Annotated in this window: 25 protein-coding genes; 7 read left to right on the top strand and 18 right to left on the bottom strand. The window is 63.8% G+C overall.

All coding sequences use genetic code 11. The features are described 5' to 3' along the window. Positions 1 to 5: 5 nt before the first annotated feature. The 5 genes from FHR70_RS16350 to FHR70_RS16330 form a co-directional block, all read right to left on the bottom strand. A complete protein-coding gene (locus FHR70_RS16350) occupies positions 6 to 1,127 on the bottom strand; it encodes a Gfo/Idh/MocA family protein (protein WP_183452065.1) in 1,122 nt (373 codons plus the stop codon). Then, positions 1,124 to 1,480 (bottom strand): hypothetical protein, encoded by a 357-nt coding sequence (locus FHR70_RS16345; protein WP_183452063.1) that lies wholly within the window; start codon positions 1,478 to 1,480, stop codon positions 1,124 to 1,126. Before FHR70_RS16345 ends, FHR70_RS16350 begins: the two co-directional genes overlap by 4 nt. A 58-nt stretch (positions 1,481 to 1,538) precedes the next feature. After that, the gene (locus tag FHR70_RS16340; protein ID WP_183452061.1) at positions 1,539 to 2,324 is read right to left on the bottom strand and encodes an ATP-binding cassette domain-containing protein; all 786 of its coding nucleotides are present in this window, start codon (positions 2,322 to 2,324) and stop codon (positions 1,539 to 1,541) included. Then, on the bottom strand, positions 2,324 to 3,466 hold the full coding sequence (locus FHR70_RS16335; RefSeq protein ID WP_246408229.1) for an ABC transporter permease: 1,143 nt from the start codon (positions 3,464 to 3,466) through the stop codon (positions 2,324 to 2,326). The genes FHR70_RS16340 and FHR70_RS16335 overlap by 1 nt, the downstream gene beginning before the upstream one ends. A 72-nt stretch (positions 3,467 to 3,538) precedes the next feature. Next, entirely contained in the window at positions 3,539 to 4,480 is a 942-nt protein-coding gene (locus FHR70_RS16330; RefSeq protein ID WP_183452058.1) for a sugar ABC transporter substrate-binding protein, read from the bottom strand. Between the two features lie 284 nt (positions 4,481 to 4,764). On the opposite strand from FHR70_RS16330, the gene FHR70_RS16325 reads away from it, so the two are divergent. Further along, positions 4,765 to 5,607, top strand: coding sequence for a MurR/RpiR family transcriptional regulator (locus tag FHR70_RS16325; RefSeq protein WP_183452056.1), 843 nt, complete (start codon positions 4,765 to 4,767; stop codon positions 5,605 to 5,607). A gap of 237 nt (positions 5,608 to 5,844) precedes the next feature. Here the strand turns inward: FHR70_RS16325 and iolG are convergent, their stop codons facing one another. Further along, positions 5,845 to 6,834, bottom strand: coding sequence for an inositol 2-dehydrogenase (gene iolG / locus FHR70_RS16320; protein WP_183452054.1), 990 nt, complete (start codon positions 6,832 to 6,834; stop codon positions 5,845 to 5,847). Positions 6,835 to 6,980: 146 nt separating this feature from the next. Here iolG and FHR70_RS16315 point away from each other — a divergent pair, with 146 nt between their 5' ends. The 5 genes from FHR70_RS16315 to FHR70_RS16295 all read left to right on the top strand — a co-directional run bounded on the left by FHR70_RS16315 (position 6,981) and on the right by FHR70_RS16295 (position 12,797). Then, positions 6,981 to 8,894, top strand: coding sequence for a bifunctional 5-dehydro-2-deoxygluconokinase/5-dehydro-2-deoxyphosphogluconate aldolase (locus FHR70_RS16315; RefSeq protein WP_183452052.1), 1,914 nt, complete (start codon positions 6,981 to 6,983; stop codon positions 8,892 to 8,894). An 84-nt stretch (positions 8,895 to 8,978) separates the two neighbouring features. Next, positions 8,979 to 10,826, top strand: coding sequence for a 3D-(3,5/4)-trihydroxycyclohexane-1,2-dione acylhydrolase (decyclizing) (gene iolD / locus FHR70_RS16310; RefSeq protein WP_183452050.1), 1,848 nt, complete (start codon positions 8,979 to 8,981; stop codon positions 10,824 to 10,826). A gap of 20 nt (positions 10,827 to 10,846) precedes the next feature. Further along, a complete protein-coding gene (iolE, locus tag FHR70_RS16305; RefSeq protein WP_183452048.1) occupies positions 10,847 to 11,731 on the top strand; it encodes a myo-inosose-2 dehydratase in 885 nt (294 codons plus the stop codon). A 12-nt stretch (positions 11,732 to 11,743) separates the two neighbouring features. Next, positions 11,744 to 12,547 carry a 5-deoxy-glucuronate isomerase gene (gene iolB / locus FHR70_RS16300; protein WP_183452046.1) on the top strand — a complete coding sequence of 268 codons (804 nt, stop codon included), beginning with the start codon at positions 11,744 to 11,746 and terminating at the stop codon, positions 12,545 to 12,547. Between the two features lie 52 nt (positions 12,548 to 12,599). Then, positions 12,600 to 12,797 carry a hypothetical protein gene (locus FHR70_RS16295; protein WP_183452044.1) on the top strand — a complete coding sequence of 66 codons (198 nt, stop codon included), beginning with the start codon at positions 12,600 to 12,602 and terminating at the stop codon, positions 12,795 to 12,797. Between the two features lie 65 nt (positions 12,798 to 12,862). Here FHR70_RS16295 and FHR70_RS16290 read toward each other — a convergent pair whose 3' ends face one another. The 11 genes from FHR70_RS16290 to FHR70_RS16240 all read right to left on the bottom strand — a co-directional run bounded on the left by FHR70_RS16290 (position 12,863) and on the right by FHR70_RS16240 (position 22,598). Beyond that, a complete protein-coding gene (locus FHR70_RS16290; protein ID WP_343058831.1) occupies positions 12,863 to 13,315 on the bottom strand; it encodes a host attachment protein in 453 nt (150 codons plus the stop codon). 87 nt (positions 13,316 to 13,402) lie between these two features. Beyond that, the gene (locus tag FHR70_RS16285; protein ID WP_183452040.1) at positions 13,403 to 14,437 is read right to left on the bottom strand and encodes a phosphotransferase family protein; all 1,035 of its coding nucleotides are present in this window, start codon (positions 14,435 to 14,437) and stop codon (positions 13,403 to 13,405) included. 6 nt (positions 14,438 to 14,443) lie between these two features. Then, entirely contained in the window at positions 14,444 to 14,920 is a 477-nt protein-coding gene (locus FHR70_RS16280) for a MaoC family dehydratase (protein ID WP_183452038.1), read from the bottom strand. Beyond that, the gene (locus tag FHR70_RS16275; RefSeq protein ID WP_183452036.1) at positions 14,917 to 15,747 is read right to left on the bottom strand and encodes an SDR family oxidoreductase; all 831 of its coding nucleotides are present in this window, start codon (positions 15,745 to 15,747) and stop codon (positions 14,917 to 14,919) included. Before FHR70_RS16275 ends, FHR70_RS16280 begins: the two co-directional genes overlap by 4 nt. 7 nt (positions 15,748 to 15,754) lie before the next feature. Next, positions 15,755 to 17,395, bottom strand: a complete 1,641-nt coding sequence (locus FHR70_RS16270) for a long-chain-fatty-acid--CoA ligase (RefSeq protein WP_183452500.1) — start codon at positions 17,393 to 17,395, stop codon at positions 15,755 to 15,757. Between the two features lie 40 nt (positions 17,396 to 17,435). Then, a complete protein-coding gene (locus FHR70_RS16265) occupies positions 17,436 to 17,915 on the bottom strand; it encodes a PaaI family thioesterase (protein ID WP_183452034.1) in 480 nt (159 codons plus the stop codon). Positions 17,916 to 17,984: 69 nt separating this feature from the next. After that, complete coding sequence (locus FHR70_RS16260) at positions 17,985 to 19,151, bottom strand: ABC transporter substrate-binding protein (protein WP_183452032.1); 1,167 nt, start codon at positions 19,149 to 19,151, stop codon at positions 17,985 to 17,987. Positions 19,152 to 19,267: 116 nt separating this feature from the next. Further along, positions 19,268 to 19,975, bottom strand: coding sequence for an ABC transporter ATP-binding protein (locus tag FHR70_RS16255; RefSeq protein WP_183452030.1), 708 nt, complete (start codon positions 19,973 to 19,975; stop codon positions 19,268 to 19,270). Then, entirely contained in the window at positions 19,962 to 20,726 is a 765-nt protein-coding gene (locus FHR70_RS16250; protein ID WP_183452028.1) for an ABC transporter ATP-binding protein, read from the bottom strand. Before FHR70_RS16250 ends, FHR70_RS16255 begins: the two co-directional genes overlap by 14 nt. Continuing rightward, positions 20,719 to 21,735, bottom strand: coding sequence for a branched-chain amino acid ABC transporter permease (locus tag FHR70_RS16245; RefSeq protein WP_183452026.1), 1,017 nt, complete (start codon positions 21,733 to 21,735; stop codon positions 20,719 to 20,721). The genes FHR70_RS16250 and FHR70_RS16245 overlap by 8 nt, the downstream gene beginning before the upstream one ends. Next, positions 21,732 to 22,598 (bottom strand): branched-chain amino acid ABC transporter permease, encoded by an 867-nt coding sequence (locus FHR70_RS16240; protein WP_183452024.1) that lies wholly within the window; start codon positions 22,596 to 22,598, stop codon positions 21,732 to 21,734. Before FHR70_RS16240 ends, FHR70_RS16245 begins: the two co-directional genes overlap by 4 nt. Positions 22,599 to 23,029: 431 nt before the next feature. Between FHR70_RS16240 and FHR70_RS16235 the strand changes: the two genes are divergently transcribed. Then, a complete protein-coding gene (locus FHR70_RS16235) occupies positions 23,030 to 24,322 on the top strand; it encodes a TetR/AcrR family transcriptional regulator (RefSeq protein WP_183452022.1) in 1,293 nt (430 codons plus the stop codon). Here the strand turns inward: FHR70_RS16235 and FHR70_RS16230 are convergent. Continuing rightward, complete coding sequence (locus tag FHR70_RS16230) at positions 24,220 to 25,218, bottom strand: alpha/beta fold hydrolase (RefSeq protein ID WP_183452020.1); 999 nt, start codon at positions 25,216 to 25,218, stop codon at positions 24,220 to 24,222. The two genes, FHR70_RS16235 and FHR70_RS16230, sit on opposite strands and share 103 nt — an antisense overlap. Positions 25,219 to 25,226: the final 8 nt, after the last annotated feature.

Raw genomic sequence — 25,226 nt, 5'->3', positions numbered from 1 at the left:
TTCTTCTATCTGCCTTCCACCTCCACCCACCGCCCCTCATGCGCGCTGCGCGCGATCGCATCCACTGTCCGTTCGATGCAAATGCCGTCCTCGAACTCGATCAAATGCGCGCGCTCGCCGTCGAGGCGCCGGATCAGCTCGCGGCACTCGATGACCTTCAGATCGTTGAAGCCCAAGCCATGGCCGGGAGCGGGGATGAACCTGTCATAGGGCGGATGCTGCGGCCCGGTGAGGATGGTGCGGAAGCCCTGGCGATCCGTCAGCCCGTCAACCGTGTAGAGCTGCACCTCGTTCATGCGCTCCTGGTCGTATACGATGGTACCCTTCGACCCGAAGAGCTGCATAAAGATGCGCCCCTTGCGGCCCCAGGCGGAGCGGTTGAGCGCGATCACCCCGGAGGCGCCGGTCTCCAACTCGATCAAGGTTGTCGCGATGTCGTAAGTCTCAACAGCGCGTCGTCCCCCGCCCTGCACCGGACGGTCCGCATAGGGCTTCGCCATCTGCCCGCACACGCGCCGCACGCCGCCGAACAGCACTCGGATCAGGCTGAGCGCATGGACACCGAAATCGTCGAGCGCCCCATGGCCCGAGCTCGCCTCGCTCTTCCAATAGAAGAGCGCCTCGGGATCCGCCATGAAATCCTCGTCCATCTCGAGGCGCACATGGTTGACCTCGCCGATCTCGCCGTCGTCGAGGAGATGCCGGATCAGGCGGATGATCGGGTTCTGGATGTAGTTGTAGCCGAGCGCCGCGACCTTGCCCGAAGCGCATGCCGCAGCCAGCATCCGCTCCGCATCGGGAAGCCGCGTCGCCATGGGCTTCTCGCACCACACATGCTTGCCCGCCTCCAGGGCCGCAATCGCCATCTCGGGGTGAAAGGCATTGGGCGTGGTGATCGACACCACGTCGACGGCGGGATCAGTGACGACCGTGCGCCAGTCGCCGGTGGCGCGGGCAAAGCCAAGCTCCTGAGCCTTTCTGTCAGCCAGCTCCTGCGAATGCTCGGCCAACACCGCAAGGCGCGGCCGCGCCACATCTCCAAACACCGCCGCAACGGCGTTCCAGGCCAGCGCGTGGCACTTGCCCATATAGCCGGTGCCGATGAGGCCGATGCCGAGTGAAGTCATGCTGACCTCCGATGTTGAATTTTGAGCAGCACTCGAAGCAGGAAACTGGCCGCGAGGAAGACCGAACCAAGCCAGAGAAGCACGAGAGGCGCGAGAACCGGGATCGTCGAGAGGCTGATCAGGACATCGACATCCTTCGTCCACAGCATAGCCCAGGTCAGCAAGCCTCCAAGCAGATCTGTGCCCTCACTCGATCCACAATCGACATTCATGAACCAGTCAGACGTCAGGTAACAACCATCCTGCTGCGGCACTGTCTCGTGATACGGCAGATGGACCGTGAACAGGAAGGTTGCTCCGAAGGCGAACAGCCACCATGCGAAAGCGAGTATCTCAGCGATGCGAAGAAGCATGCCCCTGATCATGCATTCTTTCCGCTCACGCTTTCATGACCCGAGCAGGAGTGGCACGCTAAACCATCCCGCCCAACTCCGCCGACACCGCCTGCAATTCCTTGCCGCCGGCCATCAGGTTCTGCAGCTCGTCGATGGCGATCTCGGATTTGGCGTAGGTACCGAGCGTCTTGCCCCGATTGAGCACGGTGAAGCGGTCGCCCACCGCATAGGCGTGGCGCACGTTGTGGGTGATGAAGATGACGCCCAGCCCCTTCTGGCGCACCTGATGGATGTATTTCAGCACCATGGAGGTCTGCGCCACGCCGAGCGCCGAGGTCGGCTCGTCGAGGATCAGCACCTTGGCGCCGAAATAGACCGCCCGGGCGATGGCCACGCATTGCCGCTCGCCACCGGAGAGCGTGCCCACCGCCTGATGCGGATCGCGCACGTCGATGCCGATCTTGTGCATCTCCTCACGGGTGACCTCGTCGCAATGATCGAAGTCGACGCGGCGGAAAGGCCAGATGCCCTTCACCGGCTCGCGGCCCATGAAGAAGTTGCGTGTCACCGACATGAGCGGGATCATCGCGAGATCCTGGTAGACCGTGGCGATGCCCGCATCGAGCGCGTCGCGCGGGCTGGTGAAGCTCACAGGTCTTCCTTCGACCAGGAAGTCGCCGGAGGTGGGCTTGTGAACGCCGGCGAGCGTCTTGATGAGCGTCGATTTTCCCGCACCGTTGTCGCCGAGCAGGCACATGACCTCGCCGCGATGGACGCTGAGTGATACGCCTGACAGGGCGATCACCGAGCCGAAATGTTTGACGAGGTTGCGGATCTCGATGAGCGGAACCTGGTTCTCCATCAGCGCTCTCCCGTCACCTTGCGGCGGATGAAGTTGTTGAACAAAACCGCGAGCAGCAGCATGGCGCCGAGGAACACCTGGAACCAGTCGGAATCGAAGCGCGTGTAGGTCAGCCCGATGGACACCATGCCGAAGATGATGGCGCCGAAGAAGGCCCCGATGGCCGAGCCGTAGCCGCCGGTGAGCAGGCAGCCGCCGATCACCGCCGCGATGATGGCCTCGAACTCCTTCTGGAACCCGCGCCGCGCATCGGTCGAGCCGGCATCGAGCACGGTCAGGATGGCCACGAGCGCCGCCGCGGCGGCGGTGAGCATGAAGAGCGCCGTCTTGACCCGGTCGACCGGCACACCGGAATTGCGTGCCGCGTTGGGATCGCCGCCCGCAGCAAAAATCCAGTTTCCGGCCCGCGTGCGCAGGAGCACCCAGGTGGCGAGAAGCGCGAAGCCCACGAACCAGACGATGGAGACCGGCACGCCCGTCACGGTCGGAGTGCCGTTCGGGAATTTGGCGATGATGTCATTGGCGGCAAGCCACGAGAACGCGCCCTCGAAGGCGACGCCGGAAAAAAGTTCGCGGATAATTCCCTCGCCCGCCTGATCGCCGATGCCGCGCATCTGGGTCGAGCCGCCGGTGGCCCATTTCAAGCCCACAAGCGACAGGCCGCGCAGGATGAACAGGAAGGCGAGCGTGACGATGAAGGAGGGCAGCCGTGTGCGGATCACCAGCTGTCCGTTGAGGCCGCCGAGAACCGCCGCCACCACGAGGGTCGCCGCGATGGCGAGCAGCAGGGACCAGCCGCTCAGCGTGATGAACGCGCCGAAGACGAGGCCCGTGAAGGCCACCATGGAGCCGATGGAGAGATCGAACTCGCCGCCGATCATCAGGAGCGCCGCCGCGATGGCGAGAATGCCGAGCTGCGCCGCCGGCGACAGGATGTTCATGATGCCGGCGAGCGTGAACATCGACGGATCGGCCGTGGAGGCGAAGAAGATCGCGACCAGGATGAGACCGGCCAGCGCCCCGAGTTCGGGGCGCCGCATGATCCTGGTCACGAGGGAGACCTCCCGCAGCCGCTCGTCCTGGATCTTCTTGACGGTTGGCGCCGGAGACAGATCTGCGGTCGGCTGAGTGGTGTTCACCATGGGCGCCTCCCCAACGAATGCATGTAAATGACAAGCCCGCAATCCGTGTGACTGCGGGCTTTCAATGTTGGTTTAGCGGATGCCTTTGGCGGACAGCTCGACCACCTGAGCGGCCTTGTCCTTGGTGATCAGGTTCGGGCCCGAAGCCACGTCACCGCCCGGCATGAGGCCGTACTTGGCGTAGTTGGCCAGGAACACCACCGGCAGATAACCCTGCAGGTATTGCTGCTGATCGATGGCGAAAACCGCTTCGCCCGCAGCCACCGACTTGAGGAAGCCCGCCGACATGTCGAAGGTCGCCACGCGGATGGCGCCGGTCTTGCCGGCTTCCTTGACGGCCGCCACCGACGGCTCGCCGGCCGTGCCTGCGCCGAGCGCCAGGATCGTGTCGACGGAGCTGTCCGCCGCAACCGCCGCCTTCACCTTGGCGCGGATATCCGCCGGATCGTTGGTGACCGGCAGTACCGTCACCTTGCCGCCGAAGCCCTCCGTGAAGCCCTTGCAGCGCAGGTCGAGCGACACGTTACCCACCTCCTGGTTCACGCACAGGCCGACCTTGCCGCCCATCTCCTTGAGTTTCGCTCCGGCGATGCGCCCGGCCTGAACCTCATCCTGGCCCACATGGAGCAGAGCGCCGAGCTTCTTCGACACGTCGGAGCCGGAGTTCATGGAGATCACCGGAATGCCGGCGGCCACGGCCTTCTGGATGGCCGGGCCGAGCGCCGAGGAATCCGGAATGGAGACGATGAGACCGGCGGGCTTCTGGTTCACGGCCGCATCGATGAGCTGGGCCATGGCGACCATATCGAAGGTCTCGGGTGCGCGGTAATCGACCTGGACCTTCATGTCCTGGCCGGCCGCCGCCACGCCGTTCTTGACCACGGACCAGAACGGATCGTTGGCCTGTCCATGGCTGACGACGATGATGCGGGAATTCTGCTGCGCGGCAGCCGGGGTGATCGCGGCAAGGGTCAGAGCGGCGGCTGCGGCAAGACCTGTAACGAGTGATTTCATCTGTTTCCTCCCAACTGGTATCTCATGCGCTCGATCTGCCAGAGATTTGGCTCGGCTGAGCGGTGCGGCTTCCAGGGCCGCTGGTATGAATTGTCAGAGAAACACCAGATGATTCAGAGCGAATCGTCCGTTTCCTGGCGTTCCCTCTACCAATTCGGTCGTTCCCTTAAACGGAACGCCGGAACCTTTTTGTTTATATATTGGAATTTTTATTCCATTTTTGTACGATAGGTGTCAAGGCCCGATCTGGAGCCGCAGGTCGAGGCATGAGAGCGGGCAAGAGCATGGACGAGGCAGAGGTCACCACAGAGGTTCCGGAAGATTTCGACGGACTTCGGACCCTTCTGCTCAGCCGCCATGATGCCATGCCCAAACGGCTGAAGCAGCTCGCAGCCTTCGCCCTGGCGCATCCCGAGGACATGGCTTTTGGTACGGTGGCGGGAATCGCCGAGCACGCCGGCGTGCAGCCCTCCACCCTGGTGCGGTTTGCCAAGAGCCTCGGCTATGACGGCTTCTCCCATCTGCAGCAGATCTTTCGCGACCGGTTGCGGGAGCGTTTTCCGGATTATCGCGAGCGCCTGAAGGGCTTGCGAGACGCCGAGGGGCATCACGTTCACGCGGCCTCCCTGCTCGAGGGCTTCACCGATGCCGCTGCGGTCTCCCTCGAACGCATGCGCGGCTCCGTGCGGCCGGAGGAGCTGTCCCGTGCCATCGAGACGCTGGCGAAGGCCGACACGATCTATCTGCTCGGCGCACGCCGGGTGTTTCCCGTCATCGCCTATTGCGCCTATGCCTTCGGCAAGCTCGGGATACGGGCGATCCTCATCGACCATGTAGGCCAGCTCGGCCCCGAGCAGCTCGCCACCGCCACAGGGCGCGACGCGGTGCTCGCCATCAGCTTCACGCCCTATGCGCCGGTCACCGCCGACCTCGCGGCGGCCGCCGCGCAGCGCAACATGCCGGTGGTGGCCATCACCGATTCAGCCTTCAGCCCGCTGGTGACGAGCGCCGATGTGTGGCTGGAGGTGGCAGAGGCCGATTTCGGCGCCTTCCGGTCGCTGTCTGCGTCGTTTGCCCTGGCGATGGCGTTAGCCGTGGGCACGGCAGAGAAGCGCGCGGAGGGATAAAGGCAGGTGTCATCCGGGACGGCAAAGCCGATCCGGGATCGGGTGCAGAATGTGGCGCGTGTTTCCCCCTTGTGGGGAGGGATTAAGGCTGGGGTGTGAGCGATAGCCTATGCAGGTCTGGTGCCGACACCCCCCACCTCCAACTCCTCCCCACAAGGTGGAGGAGGGCTGGCTGAGCCATGCTCATCTTGCGATCCCGGATCTTCGCTGCGCTCCGTCCGGGATGACGCGTGTTGCTTACAGTCTCACCGGCTTTCCGCTCTGCGCCGATTCGGTCGCCGCATCCGCAAGCCGCTGGGCCATGAGGCCGTCGCGGCCGGTGGGGTTGCACGGCTTGCCGTCGCGGATGGCGTTGAGGAACGTGGTGAGCTCGTCGCGATAGGCATCCGCGTAGCGCTCCAGGAAGAAATCCTGCACCGGATCGGCGGTGACGCCCGACGCATTGGCCACCTCCACCGTGGTGCGGTGGATGTTGCCGGCGCGGATCATGCCCTTAGAGCCATGCACCTCGATGCGCTGGTCATAGCCGTAGGTGGCGCGGCGGGAATTGGAGATCTGCACGATCCTGCCCTTGGCGGTCTTGAGCATCACGGCGGCCGTGTCCACGTCGCCGGCCTGGCCGATGGCCGGGTCCACCAGGGAGGAGCCCACCGCGTGCACCTCCACGGGCTCGTCGCCCAGCAGCAGGAAGCGGGCCATGTCGAGGTCGTGGATCATCATGTCCCGGAACAGGCCGCCCGAGGTGGCGATGTAGCTCACCGGCGGCGGGCCGGGATCGCGAGAGAGGATGGTCACGAGTTCCACCTCGCCCACTTCACCGTCGGCGAGACGGCGGCGCAAAGAGGCGAAGTTCGGGTCGAAGCGGCGGTTGAAGCCGATCATCAGCGGGGTGCCGGCCTTCTCCACCGTGGCGAGACAGGCTTCGATGCGGGCACTCGAGAGATCGACCGGCTTCTCGCAGAAGACTGCCTTGCCGGCGCGGGCACCGCGCTCGATGAGATCGGCATGGGTTGTGGTGGGCGTGCAGACGAGGATGGCATCCACATCCGAGCGCTCGACGATCTCGTCCAGGGACGCGACCTCGGCGCCTGTGGCCGCCGCCAATTCCTGCGCCGCAGGAGCATGCGGATCGGCGACCGCCACGAGGCGGGCATCGGGATGGCTGGCGGCATTACGCCCGTGAATGCGGCCGATTCGACCTGCGCCCAGAACGGCGATCCTGATCATGTTTCCCCTCTGATCCTTTGCCGGCTACGGCAAAATTTGGAATTGATATTCCAGTATAAGTTGCTAATAGAATAAACGTTCTATAACTGCAAGGGCCGCACGCGGCTCTCACACGGTTCGTGAAAACCGGGAGCGGGAAAAATAGCATGAAGCCAGCCCTCGATGTCATCACCATCGGCCGCTCCTCTGTCGATCTTTATGGCCAGCAGGTGGGTGGACGGCTGGAGGACATGGCCTCCTTCTCCAAGGCGGTCGGCGGATGTCCTGCGAACATTGCCATCGGAACGGCGCGGCTCGGACTCAAATCAGGTCTCGTCACCCGCGTCGGTGACGAAGCCATGGGCCGCTTCATCCGCGAGCAGATGGAGCGCGAGGGCGTTTCCACGCAAGGCATCATCACCGACAAGCAGCGTCTGACAGCCCTGGTGATCCTCGGCGTGCGGGACGAAGACTCCTTTCCGCTGATCTTCTACCGCGACAACTGCGCCGACATGGCGCTGACCGAGGACGATATCGACGAGGGCTTCATCGCCTCCGCCGCTTCCATCGTGGTCACGGGCACGCATTTTTCACGCGAGACCACCGCCGCCGCGCAGAAGAAGGCCATTCGCATCGCCAAAGCCCATGGCCGCAAGGTTGTGTTCGACGTGGATTACCGCCCCAATCTCTGGGGCCTTCTCGGCCATGGCGCGGGTGAGTCGCGCTACGTGCGCTCCGACGCGGTGACGGAGCATCTGAAGCCGATCCTGGCCGATTGCGACCTCATCGTCGGCACGGAGGAGGAACTGCACATCGCCGGCGGATCTGAGGATACGCTGGAGGCGATCCGCGCCATCCGGGCGATCTCGACAGCCACCATCGTGTGCAAGCGCGGGCCGATGGGCTGCGTGGTATTTCCCGACGCCATTCCGGACTCGCTGGACGCTGGCGTGAAGGGCCCCGGCTTCCCGGTCGAGGTCTACAACGTGCTCGGCGCCGGCGATGCTTTCCTGTCCGGCTTCCTGCGCGGGTGGCTCAAGGCCGAGCCGATCGAGACCTGCTGCGCCTATGCTAACGCGAGCGGCGCCTTCGCTGTCTCGCGTCTGCTCTGTTCGCCCGAGATTCCGACCTTCGCCGAGCTGCAGCACTTCCTGAAAGCCGGCAGCCGGCACAAGGCCCTGCGCTTCGACGAAGACATCAACCACATTCACTGGGCGACCACGCGCCGACCTCAGTCCGACACCCTCATGGCGCTCGCCATCGACCACCGCATGCAGCTGGAAGCGATGGCGAAGGAGATCGGCGCGCCGGTGGAGCGCATCCCGGACTTCAAGGTGCTCGCCGTCGAGGCTGCGGCACGGGTGGCGAATGGCCGTGAAGGCTTCGGCATGCTGATCGACGGCATCTATGGTCGCGAAGCCCTGTTCCGCGCCGCCGATCATCCATTCTGGATCGGTCGTCCGGTCGAGCTGCCCGGCTCACGCCCGCTCGATTTCGAGGGCGGCGGCTCGCTCGGCGCCAAGCTCGTGGAATGGCCGGTCGGGCACACCATCAAGTGCCTGTGCTTCTACCATCCGGACGATCCGCCAGAGATGAAAGAGCGGCAGGAGCGCGATCTGCTGCGCCTCCATGACGCCGCGCGCCGCATCGGCCGCGAGTTGCTGGTCGAGATCATCGCCGGCAAGCATGGGGAGCTGAAGACCGACACAGTCGCCGGCATTCTGCAGCGCCTCTACGATCTCGGCATCAAGCCCGATTGGTGGAAGCTCGAACCGCAGCGAGACGAGGCCGCTTGGCATGCCATCGGTCACGTGATCACCCAGAATGATCTCTATTGCCGCGGGATCGTGCTGCTCGGCCTCGAAGCGCCGGAGAACGAGCTGGAGGCGGCCTTCACGGCTGCTGCCCGGGAGCCGCAGGTGAAGGGCTTTGCGGTAGGCCGCACGATCTTCAATGATGCTGCGCGGCGCTGGCTGAAGGGCGAGATCACGGACGAGGTCGCTGTCAGCGACATGGCCGCACGGTTCCAGCGTCTCGTCGATGCGTGGCAGCGGGCATCCGGCCGCGCGAAGGCGGCATGAGTTCGACAGAGTTGTTAGCCTGAAGATCAGCTTGAGAAGGCTGCGCCCCTCGTCCAAGGTCGGCGCCATTCGAGAGGAAAACCCATGAGCACGATCCGCCTGACCATGGCGCAAGCCATCGCCCGCTTCCTGACGGCACAGAAGACGGAGATCGACGGACAGGTGATGCCGCTTTTCGGCGGAGTCTGGGCCATCTTCGGCCACGGCAACGTGGCTGGCATGGGCGAGGCGCTGCATGGGGCTCGTGAGACGCTTCCCACCTTCCGCGCCCACAACGAGCAGGGCATGGCTCACGCGGCGATTGCCTTCGCCAAGGCGTCGCGCCGCCGCCGCATGATGGCCTGCACCACCTCCATCGGCCCTGGTGCCACCAACATGGTGACGGCCGCCGCTGTCGCGCATGTAAACCGCCTGCCGGTGCTCCTCCTCCCCGGCGACGTCTTCGCCAACCGCAGGCCCGATCCGGTGCTGCAGCAGATCGAGAGCTTCTCCGACGGCACGATCTCGGCCAATGACTGCTTCAAGCCGGTCTCGCGCTATTTCGACCGCATCACACGCCCTGAACAGATCATCCCCGCGCTCCAGCGCGCCATGACCGTGCTCACGGACCCAGCCGAGTGCGGTCCAGTAACCCTGGCGCTCTGCCAGGATACGCAGGCCGAAGCTTACGATTATCCTGAGAGCTTCTTCGCAAAAAAGATCTGGACGCCACGCCGCATCCGTCCCGACGAGGCAGAGCTTGCCAAGGCCGCTGAACTCATCCGCAGCGCCAAGAAGCCCTTCATCGTGGCTGGCGGCGGAGTGCTCTATTCCGGTGCAGAGAAGGCGCTGGCGGATTTCGCCGAGAAGCATGGTCTCTCCGTCGGCGAAACGCAGGCCGGCAAGTCGAGCTTAGCCCATGACCATCAGGCCAATCTCGGGGCGGTGGGCGTCACGGGCACAGGGGCTGCCAATACGCTGGCCGAAGATTCCGATGTGGTGATTGCGGTCGGCACGCGCCTGCAGGACTTCACCACCGGCTCCTGGGCCCTGTTCAAGAACCCTCATCGCCGGATCGTCGGTCTCAACGTTCAAACCTTTGACGCGACCAAGCACAACGCACTCCCACTCATCGCTGACGCGCGTGTCGGCCTTGAGGAGCTAAGCCGTGCGCTCGACAATTGGAAGGCGCCGGAGGCTTGGACGGCAAAAGCACGCGAGGAGAAGGCACGCTGGTTCGACACTGCAGCCCGCTACACGAATCCGACCAATGCGGAACTGCCGTCCGACTCACAGGTGATCGGCGCCGTGCAGCGCACCTCGCAAGCGACGGACGTGGTGGTCTGCGCAGCCGGCGGTCTGCCGGGCGAGTTGCACAAGCTCTGGAAGGCGAGCACCGCACTGGGCTACCACATGGAATACGGCTATTCCTGTATGGGCTACGAGATTGCCGGCGGGCTCGGCGTGAAGATGGCCGATCCCTCCCGCGAGGTGATCGTGATGGTGGGCGACGGCTCCTACCTGATGATGAATTCGGAACTCGCCACCTCCATCATGTTGGGCCAAAAGCTCACAATCGTGCTGCTCGACAACCGCGGGTATGGCTGCATCAACCGCCTGCAGCGCGCCACCGGCGGCGAGAGCTTCAACAATCTCCTGCAGCATACAAATCACGTGACGCTGCCCGACATCGACTTTTCCGCCCACGCCGCGAGTCTTGGCGCACAGGCCATGAAGGTGAAGGGCATCGGCGAGCTGGAGGATGCGCTGAAGAAGGCCCGGAGCGCCGAGCACAGCACCGTCATCGTCATCGATACCGATCCGCTCGCATCGACCGATGCCGGCGGCCATTGGTGGGACGTGGCGGTGCCGGAGGTTTCCGTGCGCGAGCAGGTAAAGAGCGCCCGCAAGGACTATGAGACAGCTCTCGCCGCACAGCGGGTGGGCGACTGACACAACAGAAGGACAAGAACATGACGATCCGCATCGGGGCCAATCCTATCGGCTGGTCCAACGACGACATGCCCGAGCTCGGCGGCGAGACCCCACTGGAGGTCTGCCTGGCCGAGGCCAAGGAAGCAGGCTTCGAGGGCATGGAGCTCGGTAACAAATTTCCGCGCCAGCCGGAGGCTTTGAAGAAGGCCCTTGCACCCTTCAACATGGCTTGCGTGTCGGGCTGGTACTCCGCCGAGCTGTTGAAGCGCGATGCCGATGCGGAGATGGAGGCGCTGCGCCCGCATCTCGACCTCCTGAAAGCCATGGGCTCGAACGTGCTCGTCTTCGCCGAGACCTCGAATGCCATCCATGGCGACCGCTCCAAACCCCTGTCGCAGCGCCCAGTGATGAAGGACGGCGACTGGGCCGAGTTCGGCCGCCGCATCACTGAAGTTGCCGAGCGTACGCTGCAGGAAGGGGTGCGTGTGGTCTATCATCACCACATGGGCACCATCGTGGAATCGGAAGCCGATATCGATGCCTTCATGAATGCCACGAGCGAGGCGGTGCATCTCCTCCTCGATACCGGACACGCCACCTGGGGCGGCGCGGATCCGGCGGCGCTCGCCCACCGCTATCGCAGCCGAATCAGCCACGTACATACCAAGGACGTGCGCAAAGCCGTGATGGAGAAGTCGCGCGCCGAAGGGTGGAGCTTCCTCGATTCCGTCATCGAAGGCGTCTACACCGTTCCTGGTGACGGTATGGTGGACTTCGTCTCCGTGTTCCGGGAGCTGCCGGGCTATAACGGCTGGGTGGTGATCGAAGCGGAGCAGGATCCGAAGAAGGCGCATCCGCTCACCTATGCCAAGATGGGCTATGCCAATCTCACCCGGTACCTCAAGGAAGCCGGCCTGCGATAAGGAAGAGGTGTCATGTCGAAGCTTCTCGTCAAACCGTCGAAGCCCGATGGCAACGGGCGCATCCACGCCATCACGCCCGAATCCGCCGGCTGGACCTATGTGGGGTTCGAGGTCTACAGGCTGAAAGGCGGGCAGAGCCTGATGCAAGCGACGGGTGACCGCGAGGCTTGCATCGTGCTGCTCTCCGGCAAGGCACGGGTGAGCGCGGCGGGACAGGATTTCGGCACCATCGGCGGGCGCGCCTCGCCGTTCGAGCCGGATCCTTGGTCGCTCTATGCTCCGGCCCGCTCCGAGTGGTCGCTGACGGCCGAGACGGATTGCGAGATCGCCGTCTGCACGGCTCCTGCCGAAGGCAAGCTGCCGGCCCGCGTCATCAGTCCCGATCAGGTCGGTCAGGAAACGCGTGGCAAGGGCACCAACACCCGCCACGTGCGCAACATCCTGCCGGAAACGGAACCGGCGGAAAGCCTGCTGGTCGTCGAGGTCATCACGCCGTCGGGCCACTGGTCGAGCTATCCGCCGCACAAGCACGACCGGGACATGCTGCCGCACGAATCACTGCTCGAGGAAACCTACTACCATCGCCTGAACCCTCCCTCGGGCTTTGCCCTGCAGCGGGTCTACACGGACAACCGCTCCCTCGACGAGACCCTGGCGGCGGCTAACGGAGACGTGGTGCTGGTGCCGAAGGGCTACCATCCGGTCGGCGCGCCGCACGGCTACGAGCTTTACTATCTGAACGTAATGGCGGGTCCGAAGCGGATCTGGAAGTTCCACAACGATCCCGATCACGAATGGATGCTGGCGAAAGCTTGATCCTCACCCGTGTTTCGGGCATGAGGCGAACAAAGTTTCCTTGAGAGGCCTCATGTTCTGGTCGAATCTCGCCTCCCGCGCCTTCAAGACCGCGATTGCGCTCATCAGCACGATCGTGATGGATTATGCGTTCCTGAACGGGCGCATGACGCGCCAAGCCGTGGCGGGCATCGAGCGCATGGCCGCCGACGCGCCGGTCCTTGTCGACCGTCTCGTGACGAGTGCGCTCAACATCAAGTGGGATCGCTGAGGAGAGGCTGGAACACCGCCTCTCCTGCATACAATGTGCCGGCTTAGCGCCGCATCGGATCGGTCTTAGGCATTCGCCATCAAGTGCCGCTCGATCTCATAGACCGGGTGCTTGGTGAGATCCTTATTCACCTCGGCCAGGATCCGCTGCTTCACGACATCCGAGAAGCGATGGCGCAATTCGGCCAAGGTGCGAGGCGGTGCAGCCACGACGATGTGCTTCACCGTTCCATTCAAGCAGGCCGCATTGACCGCATCAGCAACCTCTCCGGCGAATTTGCGCTCGGCCAGATCGTGCCAGTCGGTCTGCTCGATGGCGCTGCGATGGCCTGCCGATCCGGCCTGCCCCTGCTTGTCCGTACCCTGATGGCGGGTGGACAGATTGTCGGGCGCATCGAGAACACGCTCCACCTGGAGGTTCGGATAGAGATCATCACCCTTGTTCTTGATGAAGAGGGCCTTCCGACCATCGCTGACAATAACCAGTCCGTCGTGGGGAAGCTTGAGATCTTTATTCACGGTGTTGCTCCTTTTCAGAGGAGCCATTCTCCCGCAGGCAGGCTGGCCGTACTTTGATCCAGATCATATTGCTGCGCATTTGCGCGCTCAGCGGGCGCCGACGACCTCCAGGGCCATTCCAGCCATCATGGGCACGGCCTCACCCATACGCCGGGCGCGCTCCGGGTTGGAGGCATTGCCATCGAGGGAGCGCTTGTACACCCCCTGGAGGATCGCGGCGAGGCGAAAGAAGCTGAAGGCGAGGTAGAAGGGCCAGTGACCGACCACCTCGAAGCCGGTTCTCCGGCAATAGAGATCGACGTACTCGTCCTCCGTCGGAATCCCATGGGCCTTCCGGTCGATGCCGCCGAGCCCCCTGAAGGCGCCCTCCGAGGGCAGCCGCCACTGCATGCACTGGTAGGCGAGATCGGCCAGAGGATGGCCCAGGGTGGATAATTCCCAGTCCAGCACTGCCAGGATGCGCGTTCCCGCCGACTCGAAGATCATGTTGTCGAGGCGATAATCGCCGTGGACGAGACTGACCCGCCCGTCATCCACCGGCATGTTGCCGTCCAGCCATGCGATGAGTTCGTCCATGGCCGGGATCGGATGCGTCTCCGATGCCCGGTACTGACCTGTCCATCGGGCGATCTGGCGTTCGAAATAGCTCCCCGGCTTGCCGTAATCGGCGAGACCGACGACTGCGGGATCGACTTGGTGAAGGGCGGCCAGCGCCGCGTTCATGGAATCGTAGATCCCGCTGCGTTCCGCAGGCTGGAGCTCCGGCAGCCTCCCGTCCCAGAAGATGCGCCCCTCCACGTAATCCATCACGAAGAACATGGAGCCGATGATCGTCTCATCCACACACAGATGCAGGACGCGCGGCACCGGAACATCGGTTTGGGCAAGCGCCGCCATGACCCGGTATTCGCGATCGACCGCATGGGCCGATTTCAGCAGCGCTCCGGACGGCTTCCGCCGCAGCACGAACCGGCCTTCAGTTGACGTGATCAGGAAGGTCGGGTTCGACTGCCCGCCGGCGAATTTTTCCGCACTGACCAGCCGGCCGAACCCCGGAACCTGCGCTGCGAGATAGGGACCGAGACGCTCCGTGTCGAGATGGGCTGCCGCTTGCGCTGTCATGGGCGCTCACCCGAGCACCGCGAGGGTGAGCCACTCGGCTGCAAGCGCCGGCTTCTCCGCACCCTCGATTTCGACGGTCACCTGATAGCGCAGCATAGCCTGCGTGGCGGAGCGCATGGACACTTCGGAGAGGATGAAGCGCCCCCTCACCCGGGCTCCCACCGGCACCGGCGAGAGAAAGCGGACACGCTCCAGGCCGTAATTGATGCCCATGGTCCGGTTCCTGATCGTCGGCAGTGCCTCCTGCCCCATGGCGGACAGGAGCGACAGGGTGAGAAAACCGTGCGCGATAGTGCCGCCGAAGGGCGTCTCCGCGAGGGCGCGCTCAGGGTCCACGTGAATGAACTGCAGATCTTCCGTGACAGTTGCGAAGCGGTCGATCCTGTCCTGATCGATCACCTTCCAGGACGAGACGCCGAGTTCCTGACCGATCCGGCTCTTCAGGTCGTCAATGGAAACGGACAGCGGCGCATGCACGTTCATAAAGCTGCCTCTCCGAAGATCCTGTGCCCGGTCTCCACACCGATGCCGCCGTCGAGGGGGATGATCGCTCCGGTCGTGTAGGCGCCGCCACGGCCGCAGAGAAACAGGAGCGCTCCCGCAATATCGTCCGGCCGGCCGATGCGGCCGGAGGGGATGCTGGCGGCAACCAACGCGCGCTTGTGCTCGTCGCCTGTGGCGAAGGCCGTCATGCGGCTCTGGAAAGGCCCCGGCGCAAAGGCATTCACGGTGATCCGGCGCGGGGCGAACTCCTTCGCCAGGATGCGCGTGAGATGGTGCACGGCAGCCTTGGACGCCGCATAGGAATAGGCATTGTCGCCGATGGGTGCGGCGCCCATCACGGAGCCGAGATTAACGATGCGGGCGGGATCGTCGTCGCTGGCTGCGGCCTCGATCAGGGGCAGCAGCTGCTGGGTCAGTGTGAAGAGGCCCGCCACATTGACCGAGAACACGCCGTCCCAGGCCTTGTGCGGAAAGTGCTCCAGCGGCTCGCCCCAGGTCTTGCCCGCATTGTTGACGAGGATGTTAAGGTGCGAGGTTCGCGCCTTCACCTCGGAGACCAGCGCCATCACGCCGGCCTCAGACCCCACATCACCAGCGAAGCCTTCCGCCGTGCCGGGCGCATCGAGCGCATTCAGCTCCCGCGCCACGGCCTCGCAGGCATCACCCTTGCGCGAGGCGATCAGCACCCGCGCGCCGGCCCGCACGAGGGCTTCGGCGATCATGCGGCCGATTCCGGTGGCGCCCCCGGTCACGAGCGCCGTCTTGCCCGCGACCGAGAACAAGGAGCTGAGATAATCCTGAGTCATCGGGTGCTCACGCGGCCGTGGGAAGGACGTAGTCCTTCAGGAGCTTGCGCAGCTCAAGCTTGGAAATCTTGCCTGTGGCTGTGAGCGGAATGCTTTCGACGAAGAGCACGTCGTCCGGCACCTGCCAAGTCGCCACCTTGGTGGCGAGATAGGCCAGAATGTCCTCCTTCGCGGGCTTCGCATCCGATTTGGGCACCACGACGAGCAACGGCCGCTCGCCCCAGCGCGGATGCGGCATGGCGAGCACGGCACAGTTGGCGACCCCCGGCGCACCCAGGGCCGCGTTCTCGAGATCGATGGAGGAAATCCACTCGCCGCCGGACTTCACCAGATCCTTGGTGCGGTCCACGATCTGGAGGAAGCCATCCGGCGTGATCTTGGCCACATCGCCTGTCTTGAACCAGCCTTCCGCATCGAGCGCCTGAGCGGTCGCGGCCTCGTTGTTGTAATAACCCGATGCAATCGAAGGGCCCCGCACGCAGAGCTCGCCGAAAGCCATGCCATCCTTGGGCAGCTCCTTGCCATTCTCGTCGACGATCTTCATGTCGACCATGAACAGACGCCGCCCCTGGCGAACCTTCAGGGCGATCTTCTCGTCGAAGGGCAATTCCTCCATTTCCGGGCTCAGCATGCCGAAGGTGCCGATGGGGCTCATCTCGGTCATGCCCCAGCCGTGGCAGACAGAGATGCCGTAATCGCGCTCGAAGGCCTCAATCATCGGCTGAGGCGCCGCCGATCCGCCGATGATCACGTAGTCGAGTCCCTCCGGCTTACGCCCCCGCTGCTTCATCTCGTGCAGAAGCCCGAGCCATACAGTCGGCACGCCCCAGCTGCTGTCGACCTTCTCGGCCTCCATGAGGTTGAACAGACTCGCGCCGTCGAGCTTCGCGCCCGGAAAGATAAGCGCGGTGCCGGAGAGAGGCGCAGAATAGGGCAGCGCCCAGGCATTGACGTGGAAGAGCGGCACCACGGGAAGGATTTTCTTCCCCATGCCAAAATAGCGCGAGGCGCCGATCACCGACGTCATGGCGTGGATCACCTGCGAGCGGTGCGAGTAGAGCACGCCCTTGGGCTCACCGGTGGTGCCGGAGGTGTAGCTCAGTGCCGCTGCGGTGTTCTCGTCGAGGTCTGGCCAAGTGATGGTATCGGGCTGCCCGGTGAGCAGGTCCTCATAGCACTGGAGACCGTCGAGCCCATCCTGCGCCGGCATGGTCTCGCGTCCAGTCATCGCCACATAGGTGATGTTCTGGGGCAGCTTCGGCCGCAGGGCGGCGACGAGAGGCGCGAAGGTGATGTCGAAGAAGAGAGCCGTGTCCTGCGCGTGATTGATGATGTAGACGAGCTGCTCGGGAAACAGGCGCGGATTGATGGTGTGGCAGACTGCACCGATGCCGGAGATGGCATAGTAGAGCTCGAAATGCCGGTAGCCATTCCAGGCGAGCGTCGCGACCCGGTCGCCGGGCTTGACCCCCAGTGCGCGCAGGCCATGCGCCAGTTGGGCGATGCGCCTATGAATATCCTTGTAGGTGGTGCGATGGATGCCACCTTCGGTCGCGACCGAGACGATCTCGGTATTGGCGTGCACCTCAGCCGCCAGATCGATGATTGCCGGGATCGACAGCTGCCGATCCATCATCATTCCCTTCAGCATCGTTTCTTCCCTCCGTTTTTTGCTTATTGTCAGGAATTTATCGGCCGCTTGCGACTTGTCCAGCCTGCCGCAGGGGCGGCATCGAGGTCTGATCCAGGACGGCGATGGTGGCGAGTGCCACCGCCGTCTGCTTCTCGCGCCCGTCCTTTTCAGTGAACACATCCGCCGCCACAATGATCATGCGGCTGCCTGGCTTCACCACCCGCGAGCGGCAGATGAGCCGATCCCCATCGGCTGGCGAGAACAGGTTGAGCTTGTACTCGGCCGTTAGGACACCCTGACCGGGCTTCAGAGCGGTCGCAGCCGCAATCGTCGTACCGTTATCGATCAGGAAAGCCGTGACGCCGCCATGAAACAGGCCGTGCTGCTGAAGCAAATCATCCCGACGGGCCACGGAGATTGTCGCGAAACCAGGGGTCAGCTCGTCGATCTGCGCTCCGACAAGATGCATGAAGCCCTGCAGGGCTACCCGCTCGCGGATGCCGGCGGCGCGGCTTTCGAATGGGATTGCATCCATGTGGAACGCCTGCCCCTTTGCGGAAGGAACAGGGCCGGCTCTGTGGCCGGCCCTGTTCATCGAGGGTTTTTACTGGCCGAGGCTTGCCGCCTCGACAGTCTCGACCTTGCCATTCTTGACCACGCCGACAACGATGTTGGCGTTGGTGCCGCCGCGATCATCGACGCTGGTGATGCGCGCAGGATTCTTCTCCGGCGGCAGCTTGCCATAGGCTTCGCTGAGCTTGGCATGGATCGCCTTCGGGTCGGAGACGGATCCGGCGAGCTTCATGGCCTCTGCCACGGCGTTGAGGGTCGAGTAGTGGTAGGAGGCTTCCGTGCCCGGGTTGCGGTCGTAGAGCTTCTTGAACTTCGCGATGAAGGCTTCCGTGCCCGGACGCTTGTCAAAGATCAGCGGCAGAACGCCGACCGAACCTTCGAGCATGTCCATGCCGCCGGTGACGGCCGCCATCTCGTCGAGCTTGGCCTGATCCATGACGACGAAGCCGCCCTTGAAGCCGAGCTCACGCGCCTGCTTGGCAACGAGAGCCGTCGGCTCGGAAGCACCGCCGATGAACAGCACGTCGGGACTTGCCGCCAGCACACGGCTCACGCCGCTGTAGAAGTCCGTGTCCTTGTTGTAGGACATCGGGTTCTCGGCCACGATCTGACCGCCGGCCTTCGTCCAGGCGGGACCGAAGAGCTGGGCCCAGGCCTTGGCGTAATCATGATCGCCGCCGGCCATGGCAAGCTTCTTGCCGAAGGTCTTCATCTCAACGCTAATGAAGGGCTGTACATAACCTGCGAAGGACGGCGGAATACGCAAGGTGAGCTTGTTGCCGCGCTCCGTCATGTTCGGCACGCTGGTATAGGCGCCGAGGATGAAGTTGTCCTGCTCGTTGAAGGCCTGAATGGCGAAGGCACCGCCGGAATGCGGCGTGAAGACCATCGGGGTATTGTTCTGCGCCTTCAGGCGCTTGGCGTTGACGGCCGCTTCGCTGGGCGAGTACTTGTCGTCGAGCGCCACGATGTTGAACTTGTACTTCTTGCCGCCGACATCGAAGCCGCCGGCATCGTTGATCTCCTTCGCGGCCATCTCGAGGCCGACCAGGGTGTTCTTGCCGTAGAGCGCAGCACCACCGCTGAGCGGTCCGGTATAGCCGATATTCACCGTCTCCTGAGCCGAGGCGACGGACGCGAAGCCCGCCGCAAGCGTCACTGCGCCTGCGGTGTGAACCAGGTGTTTCCAAAGAGCCATTTGCTTTCCTCTCCTCTTGTTCTTTCTTCATGGGGCGGGAGTTCGACCGTGATCGGCTCCCGTCTCTCTAGTTGGCGAACCTTTTGGGCTCGCAGGCTTCTACAACCGGCGCCGGATCAGGCGCCGATATAGGCTTTTCGAACACGCTCATCGTTGAGCAGGGTGTCCCGGTCGCCTTCCATAACGATCCGGCCGCTCTCGATGACGTAGGCGCGGTGGGCGATCTGCAGGGCCGCATAAGCGTTCTGCTCCGCGAGCAGCACTGTGGTGCCTTTGTCGTTGATCGCCTTGATGACGCCGAGCACCTGCTTGACCACCAGCGGCGCAAGGCCCAGTGACGGTTCGTCCAGAAGCAGGACCTGCGGCCGCCCCATGAGGGCACGGCCGATGGCCACCATCTGCTGCTGGCCGCCGCTCAGGGAGCCCGCCATGTCGTGGCGCTTCTCGTACAGGATCGGGAACATCTCGAAGACTTGGTCGAGGATCTTCTCGGATTCTTTCTTGTCCCCACGATGGACATAGGCACCGAGCAGCAGGTTCTTGCGCACCGACATCTCGGGGAAGAGCTTGCGCCCCTCCGGGCAGTGCACCACGCCCGATTGAACGATCTGAGAGGGTTTCCGCCCGGCGATGTTCTGGTCTTTGAACCAGATATTGCCGCGGCTGAGCTTGCGTAATCCGCTGATGGCCAGGAACAGCGAGCTCTTGCCGGCGCCGTTGGCGCCGAGCATCACCACGAGTTCGCCGGGCTCCGCATGGATCGAGATTCCGTCGAGCGCGCGGAAGCTGCCATAATTGAGCTGTGCTCCCTCAAGCCGCAGCATAATCGGCTCCCAGATAGGCTTCAATGACGCGCTGGTCGGACCGGATCTGCGCCGGCGTCCCTTCGGCGATCATCTCGCCGTGGTCCAGCACCACGATCTTGTCGGCAAGGCTCATGATCATGTCCATCTTGTGCTCGATCAGGCACACGGTCAGGCCCTTGCGGATCATCTTCCTTATGAGTTCGGCAAGCCCCAGTGTTTCCTCCGGGTTGACGCCACCGGCGGGCTCGTCGAGCAGCACGATCTTCGGATCGGTGGCGAGCGCCAGGGCAAAGGCGACGCGCTTGCGCTCCTCCTGCGAGATGTCCGCCGCTAAATGGTGGGCTACCGACGAGAGGCCGACAAAGTCGAGCACTTCCTCGGCCTTCGCGCGGCAGCGATGCTCGTCCTCTTTCAGGCGGCTCGTGTTGAACACCACGTCCCAGAAGGTGGATGTGGTGCGAAGCCGGTGCCCGACGATGAGGTTGTCGAGCACCGTCGCCTTGTCGAACAGGGTGGTCGACTGGAAGGTGCGCGCGACGCCGAGCTTCGCGACCTGATCGGGCCTGAGGCCCGTCACATCCTGCCCGCCGAAGATGATGCGCCCGGAGGTCGGCTTGTGGTAGCCGCTCACCAGATTGAAGAACGTGGTCTTGCCGGCGCCGTTCGGACCGATGATCGCGTTGATGCGGTTCTTCTCAAAGGTGGTGGTCACGTCACGCACGGCGGTCAGGCCGCCGAAGCGCTTGGTCAGCCCCTGGATCTCAAGCATTGGTGCCGACCTCCTGCTGCTGACCGATCACGGATCGCTGGAGGCGCCGGTCCTGCATGGAGGCTGCGGCGCGCCGTGCCTGCCTCTCGCGCCAATAGCCGATGAGCCCTTGCGGGAAGAACATGACCAGCAGGATCAGGAGTGGGCCGAATACGATCATCCGGAAATCCTGCAGGAACTGCAGGGACTGCGTCAGCCATGTGAGAAGGATCGCCCCGAGCAGCGGCCCGAACAGGGTGCCGATGCCACCCACGAGGATGAAGGCGATCATATCGAAGGTGTGGCTCTCCAGCGCCATGGCCGGGCCGATGAAGCGTACGAAGCCCGCATAGAGCGCACCGGCCATGCCGGCGTAAAAGGTGGAGAGCACGAAGGCGAGAACCTTGGTGCGCATCAGGTTGATGCCAAGCGTCTCGGCCAAGTCCTCACCGTTGCGGATGGCAATAAAGGCGCGGCCGAGCAGCGAATGCACGATCCGGCTCATCAGCCACAGGCTCACCACGAGGAAGAACAGCACGAGGTAGTACTGGGACCAGGTGTTGTCGAACCGGATCGGGCCCAACCCGGTCGGCGCCGGAATGTCGATGATGCCCACCGTTCCATGCGTTAGCGCATCCCATTTCTCGATGACGAGATAGATCATGAAGCCGACGCAGAGGGTGAAGATCGAGAAGAAGTGCCCCTTCAGCCGCAGCGAGAGAAGGCCGGCGAAGAAACCGACAATCGCGCTTATGACTCCGGCGACAACGAAGGCGATCCAGTAGGGCACCCCGTAATCGACGGTCAGGATGCCCACCGTATAGGCGCCGATCGCCATGAAGCCCGCATGTGCCAGGTTGAGCTGGCCCGTATAGCCCAGGATGAGGTTCAGGCCCACCGCGGCGATCGCCATGATGTAGGCAAGCGACATCACGTAGATGTAGTAGTCGTTTGCCGCAACCATTGGAAAGACGATGGCGAGCACCAGCAGCACGGCGAGAAGCGGCTTCTGCAAGGTCTTCGACGTCATGCTCGGGCTCCGCTGGGAAAGAGGCCCTGAGGCCGGAACGACAGGATCAGGACGAGCAGCGCGAAGGCGATGATGTCTTTGTAGTTCGTGGAGACGTAGAAGGCCCCGAAGCTCTCGGCGAAGCCGATCACCAATCCGCCGACGATAGCGCCCGGAATGCTGCCCATGCCGCCCAGGATGATGATCACGAAGGCCTTCATGATCACGAGATGGCCCATCGACGGATAAATCAGGTTGATCGGCGCAAAGAGCGTCGCGGCCACCGCCGCCAAGGCGCCGGAGATTGCGAAGGTGAGAACCGAAACCTTCGTGGCATCGATGCCGACCAGGGAGGCTCCCTCCCGGTTCTGCGCCATGGCGATGATCGTGGAGCCGGTGAGCGTGCGCGTGAGGAAGAGATGGAGCACGAACATCAGGCCGAACGCCGCCGCGATGATGATCAGGCGCTGCGCGGGCGCCACGAGATCGAAGAGGCGCACGATCTGCGGATAAGGCGGCGCGAGGCGATGGAATTCCGCACCCCAGATCGCCTGGATGCCGGCTTCCAGAAACAGAAGAAGGCCGATTGCCGCGATCATGTCATGCAGCGGTGGCGCATTTCTCAGGCGGTGGAAAATGAGGCGGTCAGACAGGACCGCGAGAAGGGCCACGATGAGCGCCGCTCCGGCCATGGCCACCCAGTAATTCGCACCGAGCGAGCCCACGAGATAGAAGGCCGCATAGGCCCCTACCATGTACAGGGCGCCATGGGCGAAGTTGGGGATGTGAAGAATCCCGTAGACGAGCGTGAGACCGAGGGCCACGAGCGCGTAGACGCTCCCGAGCGTCAGCCCGTTCAGAACCTGCTGAAAAAAGATGTTCAAGGAGCCGCGTCCTCCTCCTGGGCTCCGGGCTCCCGTGCTCGACCGCGATTTCCTGCCTGGCTGGGGCAGGAACTGAGAGCCTGTGACTTGCGCCACCGGACCCTCAAACCGGACGAACCGGGCTCCTCGGATCGTTTCCTCTCGAATGAACGGTACGGTCCTTTTCAGGGGCGCACCGCCGGCTGGGCTTCATTGGCCCTGTCCTGTGTGTGGGAGGAGACTGACACGAGACCATGGCCTCGTCAACGGATCATGGAAGCAGAATTGCATCGATTTCCGGCGACCTGGGATTCACCCTCGACTCCCTCTTAGAATAACCGGTACAGTCGAATTGTTGCATGCGCGGCATCGCTCCGATCACGGATTCGTGCTAGGAGCTCAACCATGGGCAGCCTTGGGCCTGCCCTCGGGCCAGGAGCCACGAAACTGCCATGACGCCGACCTCCAACGCTCTTCCGCGCCAGACCAAGCGCTACGAGCAGAAGCGACAGGCCATCCTCGATGGGGCCGTGCAGCTCTTCAATCAAAAGGGATTGAAGGGGACGACCCTGGCCGATGTGGCCCAGAGCGTCGGGCTGATCACCAACAGCGTCACCTATTATTACCGCAAGAAGGAGGAGCTGGCGACGGCCTGCCTCCTGCGCTCCATCGAAGCGCTGGACGAACTCATCGCAACCGCCCTGCAGCGGGAGACACCGCAGGAGCGCCTGCGGGCGATCCTGCGGCTTTATTGCGAGAGGCTGGCCGAGAGCGCCTCGGGAGACCGGCCGCCGCTCATGAGCTTCAGCGACATGCGGTCGCTGACCAGCCCGCATGTGGAGCTGGTGTTCGACACCTACAACCAGATGTTCCGACACCTGCGCAGCCTGTACGATCTCGACGGCGCGCCGCCCTTAAGCCGCGCCCAGAAAAATGCCAGGGCCCATCTGCTGATCTCCGTCATGCACGGTGTCCGTCACTGGATCGACCATTACGAGCCTCAGGATTACCGGCGCGTGGCCGACAGGATCGGCGACATCCTCATTCACGGGCTCGCCGCGCCGCAATCGGCGTGGCGCCCCGCGGTCCTGCCTCAGATGACATGGCCCTCGGTCGAGGAGGTGTCGCCCGAGGCATTCCTGCGTTCGGCCACCATCCTGATCAACGAACAGGGTTATCGGGGCGCCTCCGTGGAGAAGATCTCGGCCCGGCTGAACGTCACCAAGGGGTCGTTCTACCACCACAACGACAACAAGGACGATCTCGTGACCGCCTGCTTCGAGCGCACTTTCGCGGTGGTGCGGCAGGTACAGCAGGCCGCAGAAGCGGATGGCGAGACAGGTTGGGATCGTCTCTGCGCCGCAACAAGCGAGCTGATCCGCTATCAGCTCTCCGACCAGGGACCGCTGCTGCGCATCTCTGCCTTCAGCGCCCTTCCTGAAGGCCTGAGGGGACCGACGAAGCGCACCATGGACCGCTTGGCCCAGCGCTTCGGCAGCTTCGTAGTCGACGGCATGGTGGATGGCTCGATCCGCCCGCTCGATCCTTTCGTCGCCGCCCATGTGGTCGACAGCGCCGTCAACGCGGCGGTGGAGCTTGAGCGCTGGATTTCAGGTGTCACGCGGGAATCGGCGGCAGATATCTACGCCAGACCGTTGTTCATCGGCGTGTTCTCGCCGGAGGCGGAGGCCGAGGCCCAGCCGGCCAGCACGGCGCGAAGCGCTGCGACCAGCGCGAGGGGTTGATCAATCGGCACGTGGTGGTAGGCCTCCGGGATGTCGATCACCGGCGTACCAGTCGGCAGGATGCTGCGCATCCGCGCGATGTCTCCTGCCTGCATCAGCGTGGAGCGGGCGCCCAGCAGAACCGCGAGCGGGCATTGCGGAGCTGACAGGGCCGGCGCCGGATCTTCCCATTCGTAGTCGCGCCACAGATACGGATCGAAGCGCCAGGTCCAGCCGGATTCTTCGGGCGTCTCGACCTGCGTCAGAGAGGTTCGGGCAATGAAATCTGCGATGAAGAGGTTCTCGCAGGGCTGGGCAGGCACGAGCCGGAAGCGCTGCAAGGCATCCTCCAGCGTCGGATAGATCTTATGGGGGCGCATCACCCAGGCGGCCCCCTTCTCCTTGCGCTCGCGCCGCCGCTCGGGGGAGAAGATCGGCGTGTCGATGATGATCCCGCCGCCCAGGCGCTCCCCGTGCCGTGCGGCGGCCTGGATGATGGGAAAGCCCCCGAAGGAATGGCCGATGAAGACTGGCTTGGCGCTGCCGTCGAACAAGCCCGTCGCCTTAGCGACCGTCATCGCCTCCTCGACGAAGATGTCGAAGGAATAGCGCTCGCGCCGGTCGGATCCGCCCATGCCCGACCAGGAGAGGGCGGTGCAGCGATACTCGTTCGAGAAGAACGGGGCGATGAAGCTCCACCAATCGGCATGGGCTCCGTTCCCATGAAGGAACAGGAGCCCGGGCTTACCGCGCTCACCCCAGGTGAGCGTCTCGATGCGGGCGCCTGCCACCTCGGTGAAGCTCCGTTCCGGCGCAGCCGCCAGAGCCTGCCTGAACCAATCCGGTGCGCTTGGGCGCCCCCCGGCCAGCGATGCAAGCAGCGCCTGACGCCGCGGGCTGGGAGCTGTATCGTTCATGGCTAGCG

This window comes from Microvirga lupini (genome assembly GCF_014191055.1).
GTDB lineage: Bacteria > Pseudomonadota > Alphaproteobacteria > Rhizobiales > Beijerinckiaceae > Microvirga > Microvirga lupini_A.
This window is presented reverse-complemented; position numbering and strand designations above follow the sequence as displayed.

Coding starts and splice junctions, on each gene's coding strand:
- FHR70_RS16275 (WP_183452036.1), bottom strand. CDS start 15,747: ATGACTCAGGATTATCTCAGCTCCTTGTTCTCGGTCGCGGGCAAGACG.
- FHR70_RS16250 (WP_183452028.1), bottom strand. CDS start 20,726: ATGCTTGAGATCCAGGGGCTGACCAAGCGCTTCGGCGGCCTGACCGCC.
- iolD (WP_183452050.1), top strand. CDS start 8,979: ATGAGCACGATCCGCCTGACCATGGCGCAAGCCATCGCCCGCTTCCTG.
- iolB (WP_183452046.1), top strand. CDS start 11,744: ATGTCGAAGCTTCTCGTCAAACCGTCGAAGCCCGATGGCAACGGGCGC.
- FHR70_RS16330 (WP_183452058.1), bottom strand. CDS start 4,480: ATGAAATCACTCGTTACAGGTCTTGCCGCAGCCGCCGCTCTGACCCTT.
- FHR70_RS16335 (WP_246408229.1), bottom strand. CDS start 3,466: ATGGTGAACACCACTCAGCCGACCGCAGATCTGTCTCCGGCGCCAACC.
- FHR70_RS16260 (WP_183452032.1), bottom strand. CDS start 19,151: ATGGCTCTTTGGAAACACCTGGTTCACACCGCAGGCGCAGTGACGCTT.
- FHR70_RS16245 (WP_183452026.1), bottom strand. CDS start 21,735: ATGACGTCGAAGACCTTGCAGAAGCCGCTTCTCGCCGTGCTGCTGGTG.
- FHR70_RS16340 (WP_183452061.1), bottom strand. CDS start 2,324: ATGGAGAACCAGGTTCCGCTCATCGAGATCCGCAACCTCGTCAAACAT.
- FHR70_RS16235 (WP_183452022.1), top strand. CDS start 23,030: ATGACGCCGACCTCCAACGCTCTTCCGCGCCAGACCAAGCGCTACGAG.
- FHR70_RS16315 (WP_183452052.1), top strand. CDS start 6,981: ATGAAGCCAGCCCTCGATGTCATCACCATCGGCCGCTCCTCTGTCGAT.
- FHR70_RS16345 (WP_183452063.1), bottom strand. CDS start 1,480: ATGCTTCTTCGCATCGCTGAGATACTCGCTTTCGCATGGTGGCTGTTC.
- FHR70_RS16280 (WP_183452038.1), bottom strand. CDS start 14,920: ATGAACGTGCATGCGCCGCTGTCCGTTTCCATTGACGACCTGAAGAGC.
- FHR70_RS16295 (WP_183452044.1), top strand. CDS start 12,600: ATGTTCTGGTCGAATCTCGCCTCCCGCGCCTTCAAGACCGCGATTGCG.
- FHR70_RS16255 (WP_183452030.1), bottom strand. CDS start 19,975: ATGCTGCGGCTTGAGGGAGCACAGCTCAATTATGGCAGCTTCCGCGCG.
- FHR70_RS16230 (WP_183452020.1), bottom strand. CDS start 25,218: ATGAACGATACAGCTCCCAGCCCGCGGCGTCAGGCGCTGCTTGCATCG.
- iolG (WP_183452054.1), bottom strand. CDS start 6,834: ATGATCAGGATCGCCGTTCTGGGCGCAGGTCGAATCGGCCGCATTCAC.
- FHR70_RS16285 (WP_183452040.1), bottom strand. CDS start 14,437: ATGACAGCGCAAGCGGCAGCCCATCTCGACACGGAGCGTCTCGGTCCC.
- FHR70_RS16325 (WP_183452056.1), top strand. CDS start 4,765: ATGGACGAGGCAGAGGTCACCACAGAGGTTCCGGAAGATTTCGACGGA.
- FHR70_RS16350 (WP_183452065.1), bottom strand. CDS start 1,127: ATGACTTCACTCGGCATCGGCCTCATCGGCACCGGCTATATGGGCAAG.
- iolE (WP_183452048.1), top strand. CDS start 10,847: ATGACGATCCGCATCGGGGCCAATCCTATCGGCTGGTCCAACGACGAC.
- FHR70_RS16265 (WP_183452034.1), bottom strand. CDS start 17,915: ATGGATGCAATCCCATTCGAAAGCCGCGCCGCCGGCATCCGCGAGCGG.